This is a genomic window from Asanoa iriomotensis (assembly GCF_016862515.1).
Classification (GTDB): Bacteria; Actinomycetota; Actinomycetes; order Mycobacteriales; family Micromonosporaceae; genus Asanoa; species Asanoa iriomotensis.
Map to the genome: position 1 here is coordinate 1 of NZ_BONC01000108.1, position 19,234 is coordinate 19,234.

Here is a 19,234-nt window from a genome sequence, read left to right on the forward strand (position 1 = left end):
CCTAAAGGAACTCTATGTCGCCGAATCAAAGCGCCGCTCCGGGATAGGCGGCCAGCTGATGCGTGCCGTGTTTACAGCCGCTACAGAGAATGAGTGCAGCCGAGTGGAGTGGCAAACGGAACTAGCTAACGCCGCCGCACGTGCATTTTATTCTTACCTAGGTGGCAAAGAACTCGAAGGAAAGGTTCTCTATAGGGTTGAAAGCTAATTCTCTCCCGGCCAGTATAGATAGTCGAAAGTGAGATCAGCGTGGTGATCCAGGAGGGTACGAGGTGGATCTGCTAAAGCCGCCGCCAAACACGATGCTAACGCGAGCGCGTGAGCGGTTGAGCTCACCTTCGGGCTCTGGTCGGCCGATGTCTCGGCAGGAGCTTGCAGACGCATTCAATCTGTACTTATGGGAAGTGCACCACGTCAGACGGTCGTGGGATGAGACGGATATTGGCCGTCTCGAACGGGGTGAAAACCGTTGGCCTAGAAAGATCCATCGTGAAGCCCTTCGCGTAGTTCTGCGAGTTCAAACCGACAGCGAGATTGGCTTCTACATCACGCGTGCGGCTGCCATCACTTTTTCGACGCCCGCTGGACCCGACGGTGATGTGCAGAACGGCGATACCGGATTGCCCGGGGCACTCAGTGGAGAGATCAATAGTGTTGATAGCAGGGAGTACGACGACTGGAACAGTTTCTCCATAGTCACGAGCATGCTGGCACAGCAGCGGCAAGCGGTTGCCCCCGCAGCACTGCTGAGCCTGGTCGAGGCGCATCGAAATTGTCTGCTGACTTTGTTCCGGAAATCAGAGGGAGACCCGACACGCGCCGATATCGGCGCGATGCTCGGTGAAGCTTCCATTGTCGCGAGTCGGCTTTGGAGCGCACAGGGAAATCGCTCAATTGCTCTCGCGCACTGTGCCTACGCGCGGACGCTGGCCGAACGGCTTGGCAACATCCGGCTCGGCGCAACTGCCCGGATTTTCGAGAGTAACTTGCATTCCGGAGCAAGCACACTAATTCATGCCGACGGAGATGTTTTGACTGGGCTTCGGTTGCTGGACGAGGCCGCCGCCTCAGCCGACCACCTCAGTTGGCCCGCGCGAGCTCGGATCGCCGCTGAGCAAGCCCAGACCTACGCCGCACTCAACATGCGGGCGGAAGCCGAAGCCGCGCTGGACCGAGCGAGACATGCTGTTGGCGGTATTACAGCATCCAACCGGTCCGGCCTCTTCAGTGACTGGAACGCATCCCGCCTGGATGTTTACGAAGGCACCTGCCGCGTGCTGCTCAAACAGTATGGGGCGGCGATCATCCACCTTGAGCAAGCATCGACGGCGATGGATGACGACCGGGACAACACGAACGTGGCACTTGCTGCCCACGTAGACCTTGCCATCGCCTATGCGCATAGCGGCAACCTGGAAATGGCCTGCACCACTCTGGGCGCTGCTTATGAACAGCTCAAGCGAATCGGTAATCTTCGCGGCATCTCTCGGGCTCGGCGAGCCAGGGAGGAGTTCAACCGATGGAATGCCGAGCGCGCAGTCCAGGAGTTGGACGACAGAATGGCTGCGGCCTAACGAAGGACCAGTGAGTCAACCCTGCTGAACCAGCGATGTGAGTGTTGCGATGACCAGGGCAGGGTCGAGAGAGTCAAGGACGGCATCTGGGCCGCAGCTCAGTAGTTCTTCACGGCTTGCTCGATGCGCGACTACGACGGCTCGGAAGCCAGCGCTTCTCGCACATGCGATGTCGTTTGGCGCGTCGCCGATCACCACGGTCTGGTTGGGCGAAAGCACTGCTCCGTACTTGTTCCTGTAGCGGCGGGCGACGAACTCGGGAAGTTGGAACCGGTCGCGTGCGTCGGAACCGTATCCCCCGATTTCCAGGTCGAGCCCATCCCCGAGATTCAGCGATTGGATCTTGATCTCGGCCGCTACCCGCAGGTTTCCGGTGAGGACCGTCTGCACGAAGCCGATACGGTGCAACTCCGCGACGCTGTCTGCAACACCGGGGTACGGCGGCTGAACGCGCGCAAGCTCGCCGCGGCCTGTCTCCATGACCTCTGCCAGTACCTGGTGGAAGCGCGGGACGCCAGCTTCCGCGTCAGATGCCGGCACACCAGAGGCAATCGCCGTGTCGATCACGATGGACTCGTCGGTGTAGCCGTGCACCTTCTTCTCCGGGAAGGTCACCTGTGCCTCGTCGATCCCGTACGTTCGGGCGATTGAACGCCGCAGCCAGCGAAGATCCGCAGGCATCAACGTACCGTCCACGTCCCAAACCACAAGGCCAGCATCCTGGTGCTCCACCGGCCCATCGTCGCACAAGATTTCGTACTGATCTCGACCTGCTCGTGGGAGGCAGGGACTTCGGTCTGACCCGTCCCACAGCCATCGGCCACCGCAGGGTGCGACGGGCCACCGGCAGGCTGAAGATCCGTTCGCCCGCCGGCAAGGTCCAAACGCAGTCTGCAAGGCTGTGGCCAGGCTGCCCTTGACCGCCCACGCTCGACGGAGGACCGCCGGGCACCCGTCGCTGGACGTTAGCCTGCAACTTCAGCCTTGCTCATCCAGCGCGGGTGCCTGGCGCGGCGGCCACGCCCGAAGCCGCCGGCACGCAATCGTTGCGATCCGAAGCGACCTCTCCACTAAGAGGACCTATGCCGCTTGGGGCGGGCGGTCATCTTTATTTGACTCGGGATTCGTTTCGTCGCGGTCCGGGACATCGCCTTCGGCGACTTCTTCAGAGTCGTTTACCGCTTCGGTCAATGCGCGGATGAACCGCGCTTGAGCTTTTCCCGCGTCTGTCAATGAATACGCGGGATGCCCGTCATCTTGCGTGTCTTGCGAAACCAGCCCGGCGCGCATAAGCCGGTCCTTTACCCGGTTCAGGGTTGAATCGGCGATGCGGTTACGGGAGTGTTCACTCACGACGTGCGCGAGCTGGTTGAATCGAAGGGATTCCTGTTCGCTGAGGCATGCGACGACGAAGACATCCCACCGCCGAGCAAACATTTTGTCTATGTCGCGAAGTGTGTCAAAGTCCACGCTTTCCCCCCGTCAGGCGCACGTGGCCACACTCGACCGGAGGGTTCTCCATGCCCCGAGGGAAGGGTCGAGCGTGCAGTTACTGAGAAGCAGTCGCGCGAGTGCAACCGTCAACTTGACCGAGCGTTACCGCTGGTGTCAAGGAGGTTTGGGTAACAACGTGAACCGCTTGACCGGTTCATCCGCATATGCCCTAAAGGCTGAGCTACTCGGCGGTTCGTCAATCCGCCGTTGAGCGGAGCGGTTTGATCACGGTCGAATCGATCATCGACTGTCGACCCGGGACGTCCTGCATCGAGGCAAGCCGCCGGAAGAGCCGTCGTCCGTGTGGTGTCAGCGCGATGGCCGGAACTCCGATGCTGCTCAACTGCGCTCTGGCCTGCACCGCCCCGACGGAGCGAAGACACTCTATGGCATGTCGAATCGTCGCACTGTCGGCTAGGTGACCGTAGGGAAGGTCATCGACGAGTTTCTCCAGAACTTCTAATGCCATCGGCGTGCTGACGAGATCCAGTGCCCGACAGATGCGTTCATACAGATCAATGGCCATATTCGCATCCAGACGCCTCTATGTGGCTCCGTGGAGACGGTTGCCGACAGTGTGGGCCGCGCCGCCTCAGACCACAAGCACCCGAACGGGCTATCGAGTCCGCGTCCACGATGTACTTGCAGGCTGCAAGTGCAGCAAGCACGTACACGGCGTACTTGTCAAGTTCCAGTAGCGCAGGAGTGAATGAATCCATGAATCTTTCACGTGGGCATCGCATCCGGATCGATGGAGGGTACATCGTGCGCACGTCAGGCCTCCGCAGGCTGCTCGCCGCTTGCCTTGTGGTCGGGCTGCTCGGGGCCGGCTGCAGTGACGACAAGCCGGTAGCCGGGCCATCTCCCGCGGTCAGTTCGGCCACGGCGTCCCCGGCAGCATCCTCGACGCCCCCGGCGACGGCGAACGACGGAGCTCCGACGGCGATGGATGCCTATCGCGGCATGTGGAAGGCGTACGTCGAAGCGATCCGCATTCCCGATCCGAACTATCCGGACCTTGCCCGTTACTCGCAGGGAGATGCACTGGACGTGTGGGTCAAGGGCCTGACCTCCGTCAAGGACCAGGGACTGGTCGGCCAGGGCGACGTGACGTTGAGCCCAGCAGTCAAGTCAGCCAACCCGAATACCACCCCACCGACGGTGGAGATCCGGGACTGCGTCGACAGTTCCAAGACGCACCTCAAGAAGCAGGACGGGTCGCCATATCAGGACACCCCCGGCGGCAAGCGCTCGACGACGGCGACCGTGGCCCGGATCAGCGAGGGGGTGTGGAAGGTGACCAAGATCGCGATTTACGGGGTAGGAACATGCTGAAGACAACGAGGCTGCTCAGCGTCGCCGGTGCAGCTGTGCTACTCACCTTGGCTGTGGCAGGGCCGGCCAACGCCGATATCAATGACCCGGTCAACTGCGTCACCAACCCCACCAATCCAGCCTGCGTAATCGACATTTCGACCCCAGGCGATTCAGACGGTGGCGGTGGGAAGTCCAGTTCGGGCTGTCGCAACTGGGAGGGCCAGGCCATCCCATGCAACATCCCCGGCAAGGGCTGGTACGGCGGGGACGGCTGTTGGTACCAGCGCGCCGAGGGTACCGACCTGGGCGCCGCCGAGGCGCTGGGTGGCACCGTCCCCCCGCCGTACGCCTGGTACGTCGGCGCATGCGGCGACCCGCTCACCAACTTCTGGCCTGCGGGCTACGTCCGCTACACGATCTTCGGCGCCAACCCGGGCATCGAGCTGCTGGCACAGGAAGCAGTGAAACATCTCAAGCTGCCCGCCCCGAAGATCCGCCTCAGTCCCGCCAGCGACGCGCCCCAGGTCGTCTTCGTACCCACATGGATGTGGGTCGACGGCTCGGTGTGGTCCCCGCGCACCGCCACGGCAAGCCTGGCTGGGCTGTCGGTGACCGCGGTCGGCACACCGACCAAGGTGAACTGGTCGACCGGCGACGGCGGGTCCCGGCAGTGCGGCAAGGGCACCGCGTGGACCGCAGGAACGGATCCGGCCAGCGCCTCACCTGACTGTGGTCACACCTACACGTCGCCGTCGCGGAGCAGCTCGGGCGGCAAGTACACGGTCACCGCCACGATCACGTGGCGAATCACCTGGTCTGGTGGCGGCGCGACCGGAACAGAACCTGATCTCACCTCGACCGCGAATGTCCCGGTCCAGGTGGTCGAGGCATCGGCCGTCAACACCAAATCGTAAGGAGCCCCGGCGATGAGCACCGCAACGCCCACCCGCCCTACGAGCCGCAGGGCATCGCTCGACAGCCGCACGGTGGTCGACCCACCCGGTACCCGCCGCCGGCGGTCGGTGCCTCGCCTCCTCGGCGGTGCGTTGCTGGTTGTGCTGGGTGCCGTCGCATTTGGAGTGATCGGCCTGCGCGCCGACCCTGGCATCGACGTGCTCGCCGTCGCCCGTCCCGTCATCGCCGGCACCCAGCTCGGCGACGCCGATCTCCGAGTCGTGCACATCGTGCCCGACGAGGACCTGCGTGTGGTGCGCGCGAGCGAACGCAGCACCGTCGTGGGGCGTACCGCCGCAGTCCCACTCGCTGCTGGCGCGCTGCTGACCACCGACCAGCTCGGCACCGTGACCGACCCGCCGCCTGGCCAGTCGGTCATCGCTGTTGGCGTCAAGACCGGCCGGGCACCATCCGGTCTTGCACCGGGAGCATCGGTGCTGGTCGTCGTGGTCCCGCAGAGCGGCGCTGCCGACACTCCGCCACAGGCTCGCGCCGTTGTACGTGCGGTCGACCTGACCGACAGCTCGGGAATCACGGTGGTCTCGCTGCAGATGTCGGCCGAGTCCGCGGTACGCATCGCCGCTGCCACCGGCGACGTCGCCCTGATCCTGCAGAACCCGGGACGGTGATCCGCGGCATGCTGCTGTGCTTCGGCTCTGTGAAGAGCTCACCCGGTACGACGACCCTGGCAGTCGCCATGGCGGCCCGCTGGCCGCACCCGGGGACTCCGCCCGTCGTTGTGGAGCTCGACCCGGCTGGCGGCGACCTCGGCAGCCGCTGGGCCACCTACGACGAGCCTGGACTGGCAAGTCTTGCCTCGGGCGTCTCTGACGGCCCGGTCGGCGACGGCGCCGCGTTCGTGCAACACCTGCGGGTGGGTGCTGACGTGATCGTCGCCCCGCCCAGCGCTGCCGCTGCCGCGACGGTCGAGGAGCTGCGGCTCAAGGGACCCAGCGTTCTGCGAGAGCTCGCCGCGGTCCGTCCGGTTTTCGCCGATCTCGGTCGCCTCGATACGCAAGCGACCGTGCTGGGTTACCTGGATAAGGCCGACGAGCTGCTTCTGGTCGCGCGACCCGAATCGGCCCAGCTGCGCCACCTACGGATGCGGCTGCCGTTCCTGCGCCGCCGGTGCGCCGCCGTGCGGCTCGTGCTCGTTGGCGACGGCCCGCACGAACCGGAGGAGATCGCCGACTACCTGCAGATCGAGGTTGCGGCCAGCATCCCATACGACCCGGTGGCGGCCGACATCGTGGCCGGCCGCAAGCGGCCCCGCCGCTGGGGCCAGCCCGGCGCCCGGCGGGAAGCGGGATGGACGCGCCGTCCGCTGCTGGCCGCGGCCCGCACCTTCGCACTTACCTACCGGCCGAACGGTGACCCGGAGTCCGAGATGGCCGAGGCCGCCGAGGCCGGTGCCGGAACCTCGACGGAACGCGCCCGGCACACGTTGGAGGCCACGTCATGACTACAAGCGGGATGCCGGCTCAGGTCGCTGCACTGCGCGATGACCTGCACGCCGAGGTGTCCGACCGCCTGGCCGCCGCTGTACGCCGGGGAGAAGTCGATGACCGAGCCGCATTCGTCGAGGCCCTGGTCGCTGACGTCGTCCGCGAATATACGGTGAACGCGCTGCGCAGTGGCCAGCCGGCAGTCGCCGACGATGTCCGCGAGCAGTTCCGGCGCTCACTGCTGGACGCCTTCACCGGACTGGGTGACCTGCAACCGCTGATCGACGACCCCGACATCGAGAACATCGACGTCAACGGGGCCGAGAATGTGTTCATCACCTATGCCGGCGGCAAACGCGAACGGGTCGGTCCGGTCGCCTCGTCGGACGAGGAACTCACCGACATGCTGCGCAAGGTCGCCGCCTCGCTGGGCGTGCAGGAGCGGCGATTCGATCCTGGCCTGCCCCGGCTGAACCTGCGCCTGCCCGGCGGCTCCCGGCTGTTCGCAGTGATGTCGGTGACCGAGCGGGTGCACGTGTCGATCCGCAGGCACCGGTTCATGCAGCTGACCCTCGCGGAACTGGCCGACCTCGGCACCATGACCCGCGAGATGGCGGAGCTGTTCGAGGCGATGGTCGCCGCCCGGCTCAACATCGTCGTCTCGGGCGGTATGGACACCGGCAAGACCACGATGGTGCGGGCGCTGTGCTCGGCGATCAAACCTCACGAGCGGATCATCACCGTCGAGGACCCGTACGAGTTGAGCCTGGACACCGATCCCGCCCACCCGGACGTGGTGCCGATGCAGCCGCGCGACCCTAACATCGAGGGTTCAGGCGGGATCGACATGGTGCAGCTGGTCCGCTGGGCAACCCGCATGAACCCCAGCCGGGTCATTGTCGGTGAGGTCCGCGGGCCGGAGGTCATCCCGCTGCTCAATGCGCTGAACCAGGGCACAGACGGGTCGATGACCACCATCCACGCCTCGTCGACGCGCGAGGCGTTCAAGAAGATCGCCAACTACGCCCGGCAGTCCAAGGAGCAGCTGCCGTTCGACGTCACTTACCAGCTCATCGGCGGCGGCGTTCACGGCGTGGTGCAGCTGGGCAAGACTGCCGACGGCGCCCGCGTCGTCACCGGAGTTCGGGAGGTCGTCGACGCCGACGGCATTCAAGTACGCAGCAACGAGGTCTACAAGCCCGGCCCGGACCGCCGGGCGGTGCCGGCCAGCCGATTCAGCGACATCACCATCGACAAACTCCTCGATGTCGGGTTCGATGCCACGCTGCTGGGCGGAGGACTGTGACGTATGAACGGCATCAACATCCTGTGCGGGTTGGGGGTTGGTCTGGGCCTGTGGCTCATCGCCACCGGTATCCGCCGTACCGAGCGCCCACAGCGGCCCGGTGCATCGACTCGGTTGCGCAACCTCGTCACCGGCCGCAACGGCTACCGGCTCGCCGCGGCCGTCGCCGTCGGCGCGCTGATCGCCGGGATCACCCGCTGGCCGGTGGCCGCGTTGCTCGCGGCGATGTTCGTCTACGCGGCCCCGTCGATGCTCGGCGGCGGCCGTGCCGAGGCGGCCTCGCTGGCCAAGCTGGACGCCATCGCGTCGTGGACCGAGGCGCTGCGGGGCAGCCTGCGCTCCTACGCCGGCATTGAACAGGCCATCCGGGACACGGCTGACCTGGCCAAGCCGCCGATCCATGCCCAGTCGACCGGTCTGGCCGCCGCACTCGACGCGGGGGTGCGACTGCCCGTGGCGATGACCGGGTTCAAACAAGACGTCGACCACCACGCGGCCGACCTGGTCGCTACCGCCCTACGCAAGGCGTCCGGAAGCCACACCGGCAACCTCGCGGCCCAGCTCGGCTGGCTCGCCCACGCCGTGCGGGAACGGGTGGCCGCGGTGCAGCGGGTGGAGACCGCCCGCACCGAAGCCAAGGCCAGCGCTCGACTCGTCATCATCATCGTGGTCATCGTGGGCGTCGGGCTCTATCTGTTCAACCGCCCACTCCTGCAGCCGTTCGACAGCACAACCGGGCAGCTGGTGCTGCTGATCGTCGGCGCCCTCTGGACGCTGGCCGCCGTGTGGCTGCAACGGCTGACCCGCATGCCGGAGCCGAACCGGGTCCTGCGCGACGAACCGGAAGCGAGGACACCATGAGTGACGCATTGACCGTCATGGTCACCGCAGGCGGGATGGTCGGCGCGGGCCTGGCGGTATTCGCTTCCGGCTTCAACCCGCCCCGCCCGGCACTCGCCGACGCCCTCGACCGGTTGTCCCGCCCGCCGATCGCACCACTCGGGAGGCGCCGCCGCCTCGACGTCGCACTCGCCACACCACTGCGCCGCGTCGGCCTTCCCCGCGACCGCACAATCCGCGACCTCGCCATCCTCGACCGCGACCCCGCCGAATACCTGGCCCAGCAGATCGTCATCGCCATCGCCGGCATGCTCATCCTCGGCGCGCTGCCGGTGCTGTGGGGGCTCGGCGGGCAGCTGCCGCTGTGGCTTGCACTGCTCGGCGCGGCAATCGCGGTCCGGCTGACGCACAGCCGACTGCACTCCGCAGCCGAAGTCCGCCGCGCCGAAATGCGTGAAACCCTGTCGACCCTGCTGGATCTGGTCGGCGGCGGCCTGTCCGGCGGAGCCGGCGTCGAGCAAGCTCTTGGCGAGACCATGGACGAGCTGTCCGGCTGGGCTGCCGTCCGCATCCGCCGCGAACTCGACGCCGCGGCCCAGACCCGAGGCCGGCAGCGCATCCACGCCTGGACCGCGATGCGCGACCTCGGCGCCCAAATCGGCGTCGACGAACTCGCCGAGCTGGCGACGGCGATGGAACAGGCCGCCGCCGGCGCACCGGTAGCGGAAACCATGGCCGTCGTCGCGCAGACCATGCGCACGCGGATGACCGCCGACATGGAGCGTCGCGCACACGCTGCTAGCGCGCAGATGGCCATACCGATCATGCTGTTCGGCCTCGGCTACCTGATCTTTCTCCTCTACGCGGCAATGGGCGCGATCAGCGCCAGCCTGACTCAATAAGGAGGCACCACCTGATGGACGCCATCAACCGGCTACTGGCCAGAGGCTCGGCGGCCATGCACAGCCGACCCGAGCGCGGCGCACAGACCGTCGAGGTCATGCTGTGGATCGCGGCGGTGATCGTCATCGTCGGCGCCGTCGGTCTAATCCTGCGCGACGACCTCAAGGCATTCTTCAACAACCTGTCGTACACCATCGGGTTCACCGGCGGCGAATGAACACCGGACGCAATACAGGGCGACGGCGACGGCTCAGCGGTGACCGCGGGGCCGTCACCGTCGAGGTCGCCGGCTACACGCTGCTGATGCTGCTCGCGCTGCTGATCGGCGTCCAAGCAGTGACCTGGGGTCTGGCCGCCCTCGGCGCCCGGTACACCGCCAACCACGCCGCCCAGCAGGCGCGCGTGCACGGCGGCACCGCCGCCGACGGCAAGGCGGACGCCAACACCATCCTGGCCTCGACGGTCGGCACCGCCCTCAACGATCCCTACGTCGATGTCAACCGCAGCGCGACCGAGGTCACCGTCACGGTCCGCGGCACCGCCACGTCGATCATCCCGGGGTTCCATCCCCCGGTCACCGTCACCGTCCACGCGCCCGTGGAGAGGATCAACTAGTCATGTCTCTCCGGTCGACCTCCGCCCGCTTCCGCCGCACCCTCGCGCGGGCGCGCGGCGACCGCGGCGCGTGGTCGGTGGAGGTGGCCGGATTCTTCCTGCCCTGCATGCTGCTAGCCATCGTCATCGTCGCGGCTGCCTTTCAGCTCGCCGTGTCCCGCCTGGACCTGGAGTCAGCATCGGCGTCCGCGGCCCGGGCCGCATCGCTGCAGCGCAGCGGCGCCGCCGCGACCGCAGCGGCCCGGCAGGCCGCCGAAGACGACCTCTCCGGCCGGTCCATCACCTGCGCCACGCTGGTGGTCGACGTGGACACCAGCCGGTGGCAACGCGGCGGCACCGTCACCGTCACCGTGACCTGCACCGTGAACCTGTCGACGCTGGCCATGATGCGCGCCATCCCCGGCCGTATGACCGCCTCATCAACCTCCACCGCCCCCATCGACACCTACCGGTCGGTGGCGCTCGGAGGCGCCGCCGACCGGCCACCGGCCGGAGTACCGGCATGATCGTGTCGCTGGAACCAGAACTGCTCGAACAGCTCACCCGGCTCGACAGTCCCCGCAACACTGCCGTCGCCGGACAGCTGGACAGCAACCTTGCGGCGGCGGTACGGCGCACCGCGATGATGCGCCGCCTGTTCTACGCGGCCGTCCTGGTCGTCGCGCTATACGGCACGGCCACCGGTGCGGTCGCCGCGTTCGACCTGCCGTGGTGGATCGCCATCGGCGGCATCTTTGCATTGGAACTCGGCGGCGTGACGTTCCTGTCCAACGCCGACGTCCGTCGGCGCCTCGGCGAGCACGCCACCGCGTCCCGGCTGCTCGGCGCCACCATCGCCGCCGCCGCGGCCACCTTCAACGTCGTCACCCATGGCAATCGGCTGCTCGGTGGCTTCTACGCCCTGATGAGCGTACTCGGATTCGTGTCCTGGTGGCTCGACGTGGAGGCCAAGCGCCGTGACCGGCTGCGCGCCCGCGGGCTGCTGCCCGCACCTACACCGAAGTACGAGCTTCTGGCCCACTGGACCCGCCACCCGCTCCTTACCGCCCAGGGCCGCGCACTGGCCAAGGCGTACCCGCAGCTGGGCCTCTACGGCTCGCTGGAGGCCGCGCTCATCGTGCGCCGCCGGAATCGGCGCGACAGCGCGCTCGCCGACGCTCTGCGCAGTCGCATCCGGACGGCCGCCGGCAAGCAGATGGCCGACATCGCGGTCCTCACCTACGACATGGACGAGGTCGCGCGCCGGCTTCGCGCCAGCGCCGACTACGACGGCCTCACCGCCCTGCTCGGCGCCGAGCTGACCGCCGAGCACGTCCTGCACGGCCGCGAGGATCAGGCAGCGGTTGCCGCCCGCGCTCTCCTGGCCAAACAAACGTCGGCACCGTTGCCGCTCGGTGGCTCCACGACCCACCCGCAGGAACTCGCGGAAAACAACGATCCGGGCGCAATCGCCGGTCCCGGCACTGCCGCGCAGCCGTCCATCCCAGTTGATCGCAACGGCGCAGCTGCGCCGACCACAGCGTGGCCAGCGCCGTCCACCACCGGCGACCCCTTTCCGGCCACCGCCAACGGCCGCCCACTGCTCATATCACCCGCCTCCCGGCCGGGTACGCTGCCGGCCCGGCCATCGGCGGCGAGAGGCGTCACAGTCACACTCGCCGACTCCGACTCCGATCGCAGCACCAGTATCGACGGCCACGCCGGCCGACTAGACGGCCCGCCACCCAGGCCACCAATCGGCACCTCTTTCGCAGCGCCCGCACCCGGCCAGCCGCCGGACAACCGGGTCCGCATCACCGTCATCGGCGAACCGGCGATCCTGGACACAGCCGGACAGCCCATCCGTGGCCTACGCGCGAAGAGCATGGAACTGCTCGTGTTCCTCATCGTCCGCCGCGACGGCGCACCGCTGTCCGAGATCATCGCTTCGGTGTGGCCAGACGTCACCGCACAGAAGGCGAACCAGCGGCTGTCGACCTGCCTGAGCAACCTGCGCAGCATCATCCGCACCGTCCGGGAAACCAGCGATCCCGCGGAACACGGCGAGACAGCCGAGAATCCACGACCCGAGCCCATCGTCAACACCGGCGGCCACTACCACCTCGACCCGACCATCGTGGCCGTCGATTGGTGGCACCTGCTCGACGAGCACCATGCCGGCGCGGCGGAGGCAGCCGACGCCACGGTCGCCGCGGCCCGCGCTCGCATCGCCGACGGCTACGACTACCCGTGGCTCGACACCGACGCGGACGGCCCGTCGGCCGCTCCGCCAGACACCTCGTGGGAGCACAAATGAGTCTCCGCCGGCTGTACGGCGCCGTCTCTCGCGCCGCCCGCGGTGACCGCGGTTCGGCCACCGCCTTCGGCCTCTTCCTCATCCTGGTCGTGCTCGTCCTGGCCGGCGCAGTCCTGGAGGGAGGCAACGCGATGAGCGCCCGCGGTCACGCCACCGACATCGCCCAGCAGGCCGCCCGTGCCGGCGCGAACAAGCTCAACCTCGCCGCCCTGCGGCAGAGCGGGGTGGTCCAGATCGACCCTGCCGCCGCCCAGGCCGCCGCCACCAACTTTCTCAGCCAGATGGGCGAGCACGGGACTGTCACCGCCACCGCGCAGGAGGTCCGGGTCACCGTGACGGTCACCCGGCCCGGCATTCTCGTGCCGATCCTCGGCGTCGACACCTTGACCGTCAAGGCCACTGCCACTGCCACCCCGATCACCGCCTAAAGCCGAGGAGACACGCGATGTGGACAGCGGTCGCTCGTGCCGGCCAGCGCCTGATCAACGCCGTCGGCCTGCTCGCCCTGGTGCTCGGCATCCCTGCGGCGCAGCTGCGCTACATCGGCTCACCGCTTCCCGATCATTTGCCGACCGGCGGCGAGATCCGGGCGGCGCTGACCAGTCGGGACTGGCTCACCGATGCCACCTACCTGCACGGGCTCTCCGGCCTGTTGTGGTTGTTGTGGCTGCTCTTCGCCCTGTCCGTCGTCATCGAGGTCCAGGCCGCCGTCCGCGGGGTACGCGCCCCGCGCTACCGGCTCCTGTCGCCCGTGCAGGGCTTGGCCGCCACGCTCATCGCAGGGATCACCGCCAGCATCATCGTCGCCGCGCCCGCCGCATCGTTGACCGCTTCGCTCACCGGCACGCCCGCGCACGCCTCACCGGCTGCAGCCGTCGTCGTGCAGGCAGACAACCAGCACCGTGCCACGAACGCGTTCCCGGCCGCCGGATCGCCACAACGCCCGAGCGCAGACGCATCCATACCCGCGCTCAAGCCGGTGGGCATGGTGACCCTGCTCATCGACGGCAAACCCGTCGAGCACACCGTGACCCGCGGAGAGTCGCTGTGGCGCATCGCCGACAAATACCTCGGCGACGGCAACCGGTGGCCCGAAATCTGGGAGCTGAACAAAGGCCATTACTGGCCCCACATCTCCGGACGCACAACCTTCAGCGACCCCGATCGCATCTTCCCCGGTTGGGTGCTCACCATGCCCAGCACTACGCCGCCCGTCGGCTCCTCGGAGGGCAACCCACCCGCCCAAGATCCGCCCGGCACGTCCACGGCCCCACCGACCACCGGGGCCACGACCGCGCCGAGCACCGGCCCATCCGCGAGTCCGAGCGCTTCCGCCACCGCCAGTCCCGCCGCGTCCGCACCATCGTCGGCCGGCGCCGACGACGGCGTGTTCGTACCGCCGTCGGCGACGGTGCCCATCTCGCCGACGGCCAGCGCAGCCGGATCGACGACACCGCCCGCCGCATCAAGCCCAGCCACCACCGGCCCCAGCGACGCCGCACCCCGCCCCGGCGACGACCGGACATCGGCCGCGTCGCCGGAATGGATCGTCATCGCCGGCGGCGCGATGGGCGTCGGCCTGGCCGCCAGTCTGGTGTACGCCGTGGCGATGGTCTGGAAGCGCCGCCGTCACCGGTACCGGCCCACCCGCATCAGCAGCCCGGACCTGCACGACGCCGATCTAACCCCACCGTTGGCCGCGTCGACCCGACTGCGGCAAGGCGTCCGCCGCTCCGCGCCACAGTTGCTAGACCGCCAGCCGGACCGAGGCCCGACCGTACGCGAATACGTCACCGCAGCCGTCAAACCCGCGCTGCCACCCAGCGGGCCCAGCGGCCCCGACCTGGCCGGCGTCGGCACGCTGCCCGTCTCAGCCGGGCTCGGCCTGCAAGGGCCCGCCGCGCTGGACGCAGCCCGGGCGCTGCTGGTGGCCACCCTGACCGCCGGCGACCCCGACGACCCGGACGCGCAAGGCTGCGTCGTCATCCCGGCCGCGACGCTGGCCACCCTGCTCGGTGTGTCCGCCGTCGACCTGGAACCAATGCGACGCCTCACCGTCGCCCCGACCCTGGCTGCGGCGTTGGCCATGCTCGAAGAGGAGATCATCCGCCGCAGTCGCATCATCGCCGACCAGGAGGCGACCAGCGTCTCCGCCCTCCGTGAGGAGTGGACGTTCGGCGAGCCACTGCCGCAGATGCTGCTCATCGCCGACGTCCCCGACGACAGCTGGCAGGCCCGGCTATCCACCGCCATCAGCCTCGGCAAGAACGTCGACATCGGCACCGTGCTCGTCGGCGCCTGGCCGCGCGGCACCACCCTGACCGTCGCCGCCGACGGCACCACCCAGGGCGGCGACGGCGAGCGGATCGCCGTGCTGGACACCACCGCCACCGCCAACATCCTGACGATGCTCGCCGAAGCGCACGGCGACACCGACCCACCGGCCGCCGCGCCGGAACACGACACCGCATCCCCAGCAGCCGCACCCTCCGATCCCGGACCGACCGAGGACCAGAAACCTGCCCGGTCGGACAGCTCCGCAACCCGAGGCCAGCTACTGACGACGCCGAGCCCCGAGACACCTGGCCAGCCCGGCAGCGGACCGGCCACGCACGCCGATTCCAGCACACCACCAGTGCACGCTCGGGTGCTCAGCGCGCCGGCCATCCTCGATCGCGACGGCAACCCGGTACGCGGCCTCCGCACAAAGAGCCTCGAACTTTTCGTCTACCTGGTCGTGCACCGCACCGGCGCCGATCTCGACGACATCATGGAGGCGCTGTGGCCCGACGTGACCGTCTCCCGTGCCGGGGATCGCCTGTCCACCTGCGTCGCCAACCTACGCACCACCATCCGTTCGGTCGCTCAAGCCGAAGCCGAACCAGCCGACGACGCCCCCAAGATTGAGCCCGTGATCAACACCGGGGGCCGGTACCACCTCGACCCCAACTTGCTGCGGGTCGACTGGTGGACCGTCCAGGACGCCTACGCCCAGGTCGCCTCCGCAGCCGACGACGAACTGCGCCTGGCCCATCTGCAGACCGCGATCGACGCCGTCAGCGGCGGCCTCGCCGAGGACACCGGCTACGAATGGATCGACACCGACCGCGAGCACGCCCGGCGTCGCCTCATCAAGATCTACGCCGAAGCCGCCGCGCTGCAGGCCGACGATGATCTCCCTGCCTCACTCGCCCTCTTCGACACCGCCGCCGCCCTCGACCCGCTCTCCGACGAACTGGCCCGCCGGGCCATGCTGACCGCGGCTCGGCTCGGCGACGCCGCCGGTGTACGCCAACGTCTCGCCACCCTGCGCCGCGAGCTCGACGACGCCGGCATCGACATCGACCCCGAGACCGAGGAACTGGCCACCACCTTGCTCCGCGACTTGGCAAAGCCGTGACCGCGCCGCAGCAAACGCCACCCCCCGACCACGACGCCGCCCGAGCGGAGCCGAAAGGATGAACGCCGGCTGGACCATCGCCGCCGTGATCGCCGCCGTCGCCTTCGCCGGCCCGGTACGCGCGTGGATCGCCGCGTTCAGCGTGCCGGAGGGACAGCCACCGGCAACGGCCTGCGCCGCCTGCCAGAGCACGATCCTGCCCGCCCGCGGCGGCGGTGCGCTCGGCTGGCTGCCACCACACGGCCGATGTCGCGCCTGCCGGGTCCGGATCGGACCGCCGCCGTGGGCCGTCGAGGCTGTCCTCGCCGTCACGGCCGGAGCCCTCGTACACGCCGCCACCGTGCCGCTCACTGCGCCGCTGCTGGTGTGTCTGACCGTGCTCGGCGTCACGCTCGCCTTCGTCGACCTTGCAGTGTGCCGCCTCCCCGACCGGTTCACCGCGGCGGCGTTCCTTACCGCGGTGGTCGTGGTCGTGGTGCAGACGGCTGCCGGCGGCGACTGGGCCCTTGGGCTTCGGGCCGCCATCGCAGCGGCGCTGACCGGCGGGTTCTATCTACTGCTCACCCTCGTGGCGAACGGCGGATACGCCGACGCCAAGCTTGGCCTCACCACCGGCCTCTTGCTCGGCGCACACAGCTGGACCGCCCTCATCGTCGGCGGGTTCGTGAGCGTGCTCATCACCGCCGTGCTCGGCGCGACCCTGCGAGCCGCTGGACTTCGCAAGCCGGGTGACGATCTCGCGCACGGTCCGTCGATGTTGGCCGGTGTCCTCCTCGTAGTAGCAATCGCGCCCTTTGCACCGCACGTCAACGTAACCATGTAAACACTCTAAGTAGTCGAGGCGGATACAGAAAAAGGACTGTCGCGCCCTACGGGGCGCGACGTGGGTGGGGTAATTGGCCGGCCTAGGCCCGCCGGCCGGCCCTGCTTGCGGGCCGAGACCGGCGGGCTCGGTGGATGCGGCTAGAGGTCAGGAGTCGGTACTGAACTCGTCGATGAGCTGGCGGACGAGGGTGACGATGTGTTCGTTCATGTCGGTGAGGTCATCGGCTTCGGCGTCGGTGAAGATGTAGCCGGGGATGTCGATGCTGTCGAGGAAGCGGTCGCGGCGCTTGCAGGCCAGGCGGATGCGGGCAAACTGGCGGATGTGCTCTGGGGCCAGTACGACCGTCCTGGAGGGGATGCCGCGTAGGTCGTTGTACGCCCACGGGTAATCGGCGGTCGGGGCTCCGGGCTCGACCGAGCGCACGACGGTGTCGGTGTCTTCCTGGCTGGTCTGGTGGTGGTGTTCGGCGACCGCGGCGGCGCTGGTGGCGTCGGGTGCGTCGACCACCCAGATGTAGGGGCCTTCGCCGTCGTGGCGCTCGCTGCCGGCGATGGTCACCGTCCAGGTGCCGGCGGCTTGCCGGAGGCCTCGGGTGAGTGGGGGTCGTGTCGGTGGTGGCGACGGCGCCTCGGGCGGGTCGAGCAGGGTCTGGGCGACCCGGGCGCTCGGGCGGTAGTCGATGCCGTCGATGACGAGGTCGTCCGGGTCGGTCAGCCCGTGCAGGGCGCCCCGGTTCGGGGAGACGGCGATCGGCCAGGCACGCATGAGGAAGCCGGCGACGTTCTCGCTGGGGATGTGCAGGACATCGCCGTCGTGCAGGTCGTCGCGGACCTGCGTCTGGTCGTAGGCGGTGCGGCTGTCGTCGAAGGTGAACACGCGGATTCCGTCGACCAGCCGTGGCCGGGGCCATATCTCGTCGACCAGGTCGACGGTGTCGGCGTGCTCGACGCGGACCGGGCTCTGCGCGGTGATACCGTCGCCGGCCTGGTGCCGGGCGGTGGTTTCCGCCTCGGCTGCCGAGTCGGCGGCGACCCAGTAGATCGATGGCTCACCGCCGTAGGGGCTGGGGATCGTGACTTTCCACATCGGGTCGGGTGTCCTTTCGCAGAAACGGCAACGGCCCCGGACCGTTGGTCCAGGGCCGTTCGCAGGGGTGGGCTGTGGTCAGCTGCGTCCGGTCGCCGGATCGCCGCGGCCGAGCAGGGTGGCCGTCTCGGCCAGCTCAGCGGCGGTGAAGCCGTAGGCGTGGGCGGCGGCGGTGAGGGTGCGGATGCCGACTGGAGCGGTGCGCAGCCGTTGGGCGGCGAACGCATCACCGAGAAAGGTGTGCGTACCGGCGACCGCACCGGGCTTGTCGGCGGCGGGTCCGGTGAGCCGGCCCGGCTCGATAGCGGTGCGAGCGCTGGTAAAGGTGTGCCCGTCGATGTGATCGAGGTTGCCCAGCCGCTCGGTGATCTGGTCGGCCAGCCACCGGGCTGGGGGCAGCGGGCTGTCGTCGGGGTAGGTGTCGGGATCGACGTCGGCGCGGGACGGATGAACGGTCCAGTAGTCGCGGTCGGGGCTCCAGTGCCCGGACTGTTCGGTGTAGCCGCGGCCCGGCTCGCAGGGTTCGCCGTCGGCGGTGGTGTCGCCGCCGGTCTGGGTGGTCACTGAGGCGCTGTAGTACACCGCGCGCATCAAGCGCTCCTTCCGGTTAGGTGGTGGGGTCGCGGTCCTGGGGAGGTTCGCGGTTGAGGACGTCGATGAGGGGTCGGCCGACCGGTGCCGGCCGTATCGGTCGGCGGCGCGGCCGGGGCGGCGGAAACGCCTGCGCGGCCAGGATTCGGCACCACGCGAGGCGGGCTTCGTGGTCGCGGACGTCGTCGGCATCGATGAGCTCGTGCAGCAGCCGGTGGTAGCGGCGCAGGGCGCCGCGCAGGCCGTCGCTGGCCAGGACGGTCCGGACGGCGGCCCGAACCTGCGACGGTCTCGGCCGTTCCGGCAGCTCAGCCATGGTCAGGACCTTGGCCACGCCGTTAAGGTCGGTCTCGACGGTCAGCCGGATCGTGACCGTCATCGGCGGCGCGTCCGCGCGGCGTAGACCTGTTCGGTGACGTAGGCCAGCAGCGCCCGCCGTTGGCCGCCGGTCCGCAGCGTTGCCGCGATGTCCAGCAGCGGCCCCAACGCTTCGGCCAGGGCGGTGTCCTTGGCGGCCCGACGTTCCAGCGCGAGCAGGGCGACCGTGTCTCTGGCCTGCCGGTCGAGGACCTCCCACCGGCCGACCG

Annotated in this window: 23 protein-coding genes; 16 read left to right on the forward strand and 7 right to left on the reverse strand. The window is 68.5% G+C overall.

What is annotated here, in order from left to right:
* A partial coding sequence (locus Air01nite_RS38215) for a GNAT family N-acetyltransferase (RefSeq protein ID WP_203708296.1) occupies nucleotides 1-208 on the forward strand: 208 nt, incomplete at its 5' end.
* A gap of 148 nt (nucleotides 209-356) precedes the next feature.
* Nucleotides 357-1,574 (forward strand): NsdA family TPR-like regulatory protein, encoded by a 1,218-nt coding sequence (locus Air01nite_RS38220; protein WP_239091257.1) that lies wholly within the window; start codon nucleotides 357-359, stop codon nucleotides 1,572-1,574.
* Between the two features lie 15 nt (nucleotides 1,575-1,589).
* Here Air01nite_RS38220 and Air01nite_RS38225 read toward each other — a convergent pair whose 3' ends face one another.
* The 3 genes from Air01nite_RS38225 to Air01nite_RS38235 form a co-directional block, all read right to left on the reverse strand.
* Nucleotides 1,590-2,306, reverse strand: coding sequence for an HAD family hydrolase (locus Air01nite_RS38225; RefSeq protein WP_203708297.1), 717 nt, complete (start codon nucleotides 2,304-2,306; stop codon nucleotides 1,590-1,592).
* 348 nt (nucleotides 2,307-2,654) lie between these two features.
* Nucleotides 2,655-3,044, reverse strand: coding sequence for a winged helix-turn-helix transcriptional regulator (locus Air01nite_RS38230; protein ID WP_203708298.1), 390 nt, complete (start codon nucleotides 3,042-3,044; stop codon nucleotides 2,655-2,657).
* A 220-nt stretch (nucleotides 3,045-3,264) separates the two neighbouring features.
* Nucleotides 3,265-3,594 (reverse strand): hypothetical protein, encoded by a 330-nt coding sequence (locus Air01nite_RS38235; RefSeq protein ID WP_203708299.1) that lies wholly within the window; start codon nucleotides 3,592-3,594, stop codon nucleotides 3,265-3,267.
* 419 nt (nucleotides 3,595-4,013) lie between these two features.
* Here Air01nite_RS38235 and Air01nite_RS38240 point away from each other — a divergent pair, with 419 nt between their 5' ends.
* From Air01nite_RS38240 to Air01nite_RS38305, 14 genes are all read left to right on the forward strand, one after another.
* Nucleotides 4,014-4,403, forward strand: a complete 390-nt coding sequence (locus Air01nite_RS38240) for a hypothetical protein (protein WP_203708300.1) — start codon at nucleotides 4,014-4,016, stop codon at nucleotides 4,401-4,403.
* Nucleotides 4,397-5,299, forward strand: coding sequence for a hypothetical protein (locus Air01nite_RS38245; RefSeq protein ID WP_203708301.1), 903 nt, complete (start codon nucleotides 4,397-4,399; stop codon nucleotides 5,297-5,299). Before Air01nite_RS38240 ends, Air01nite_RS38245 begins: the two co-directional genes overlap by 7 nt.
* Nucleotides 5,300-5,311: 12 nt before the next feature.
* Nucleotides 5,312-5,968, forward strand: coding sequence for an SAF domain-containing protein (locus tag Air01nite_RS38250; RefSeq protein WP_203708302.1), 657 nt, complete (start codon nucleotides 5,312-5,314; stop codon nucleotides 5,966-5,968).
* A 68-nt stretch (nucleotides 5,969-6,036) separates the two neighbouring features.
* A complete protein-coding gene (locus Air01nite_RS38255) occupies nucleotides 6,037-6,801 on the forward strand; it encodes a P-loop NTPase family protein (RefSeq protein ID WP_203708303.1) in 765 nt (254 codons plus the stop codon).
* Nucleotides 6,802-6,812: 11 nt separating this feature from the next.
* Entirely contained in the window at nucleotides 6,813-8,090 is a 1,278-nt protein-coding gene (locus tag Air01nite_RS38260; protein WP_203708304.1) for a TadA family conjugal transfer-associated ATPase, read from the forward strand.
* Between the two features lie 3 nt (nucleotides 8,091-8,093).
* Nucleotides 8,094-8,951: a type II secretion system F family protein gene (locus tag Air01nite_RS38265; RefSeq protein WP_203708305.1), complete on the forward strand. Its 858-nt coding sequence runs from the start codon at nucleotides 8,094-8,096 to the stop codon at nucleotides 8,949-8,951.
* Nucleotides 8,948-9,832: a type II secretion system F family protein gene (locus tag Air01nite_RS38270; protein WP_203708306.1), complete on the forward strand. Its 885-nt coding sequence runs from the start codon at nucleotides 8,948-8,950 to the stop codon at nucleotides 9,830-9,832. Before Air01nite_RS38265 ends, Air01nite_RS38270 begins: the two co-directional genes overlap by 4 nt.
* 14 nt (nucleotides 9,833-9,846) lie before the next feature.
* A complete protein-coding gene (locus tag Air01nite_RS38275; protein ID WP_203708307.1) occupies nucleotides 9,847-10,050 on the forward strand; it encodes a hypothetical protein in 204 nt (67 codons plus the stop codon).
* Entirely contained in the window at nucleotides 10,047-10,448 is a 402-nt protein-coding gene (locus tag Air01nite_RS38280) for a TadE family protein (protein ID WP_203708308.1), read from the forward strand. Before Air01nite_RS38275 ends, Air01nite_RS38280 begins: the two co-directional genes overlap by 4 nt.
* 2 nt (nucleotides 10,449-10,450) lie before the next feature.
* On the forward strand, nucleotides 10,451-10,954 hold the full coding sequence (locus Air01nite_RS38285; protein WP_203708309.1) for a hypothetical protein: 504 nt from the start codon (nucleotides 10,451-10,453) through the stop codon (nucleotides 10,952-10,954).
* Complete coding sequence (locus Air01nite_RS38290) at nucleotides 10,951-12,744, forward strand: winged helix-turn-helix domain-containing protein (RefSeq protein ID WP_203708310.1); 1,794 nt, start codon at nucleotides 10,951-10,953, stop codon at nucleotides 12,742-12,744. The genes Air01nite_RS38285 and Air01nite_RS38290 overlap by 4 nt, the downstream gene beginning before the upstream one ends.
* The gene (locus tag Air01nite_RS38295) at nucleotides 12,741-13,172 is read left to right on the forward strand and encodes a pilus assembly protein TadG-related protein (protein WP_203708311.1); all 432 of its coding nucleotides are present in this window, start codon (nucleotides 12,741-12,743) and stop codon (nucleotides 13,170-13,172) included. Before Air01nite_RS38290 ends, Air01nite_RS38295 begins: the two co-directional genes overlap by 4 nt.
* Nucleotides 13,173-13,189: 17 nt before the next feature.
* The gene (locus tag Air01nite_RS38300) at nucleotides 13,190-16,144 is read left to right on the forward strand and encodes an AfsR/SARP family transcriptional regulator (RefSeq protein ID WP_203708312.1); all 2,955 of its coding nucleotides are present in this window, start codon (nucleotides 13,190-13,192) and stop codon (nucleotides 16,142-16,144) included.
* A 58-nt stretch (nucleotides 16,145-16,202) separates the two neighbouring features.
* Nucleotides 16,203-16,967 carry a prepilin peptidase gene (locus tag Air01nite_RS38305; RefSeq protein WP_203708313.1) on the forward strand — a complete coding sequence of 255 codons (765 nt, stop codon included), beginning with the start codon at nucleotides 16,203-16,205 and terminating at the stop codon, nucleotides 16,965-16,967.
* Between the two features lie 147 nt (nucleotides 16,968-17,114).
* Here Air01nite_RS38305 and Air01nite_RS38310 read toward each other — a convergent pair whose 3' ends face one another.
* The 4 genes from Air01nite_RS38310 to Air01nite_RS38325 all read right to left on the reverse strand — a co-directional run.
* Nucleotides 17,115-18,056 carry a hypothetical protein gene (locus Air01nite_RS38310; RefSeq protein ID WP_203708314.1) on the reverse strand — a complete coding sequence of 314 codons (942 nt, stop codon included), beginning with the start codon at nucleotides 18,054-18,056 and terminating at the stop codon, nucleotides 17,115-17,117.
* 78 nt (nucleotides 18,057-18,134) lie between these two features.
* A complete protein-coding gene (locus Air01nite_RS38315; protein WP_203708315.1) occupies nucleotides 18,135-18,647 on the reverse strand; it encodes a hypothetical protein in 513 nt (170 codons plus the stop codon).
* A 16-nt stretch (nucleotides 18,648-18,663) separates the two neighbouring features.
* On the reverse strand, nucleotides 18,664-19,026 hold the full coding sequence (locus Air01nite_RS38320) for a hypothetical protein (protein WP_203708316.1): 363 nt from the start codon (nucleotides 19,024-19,026) through the stop codon (nucleotides 18,664-18,666).
* Nucleotides 19,023-19,234 (reverse strand): hypothetical protein (locus Air01nite_RS38325; protein ID WP_203708317.1); only part of this gene is annotated, 212 nt, incomplete at its 5' end. The genes Air01nite_RS38325 and Air01nite_RS38320, both read right to left, overlap by 4 nt.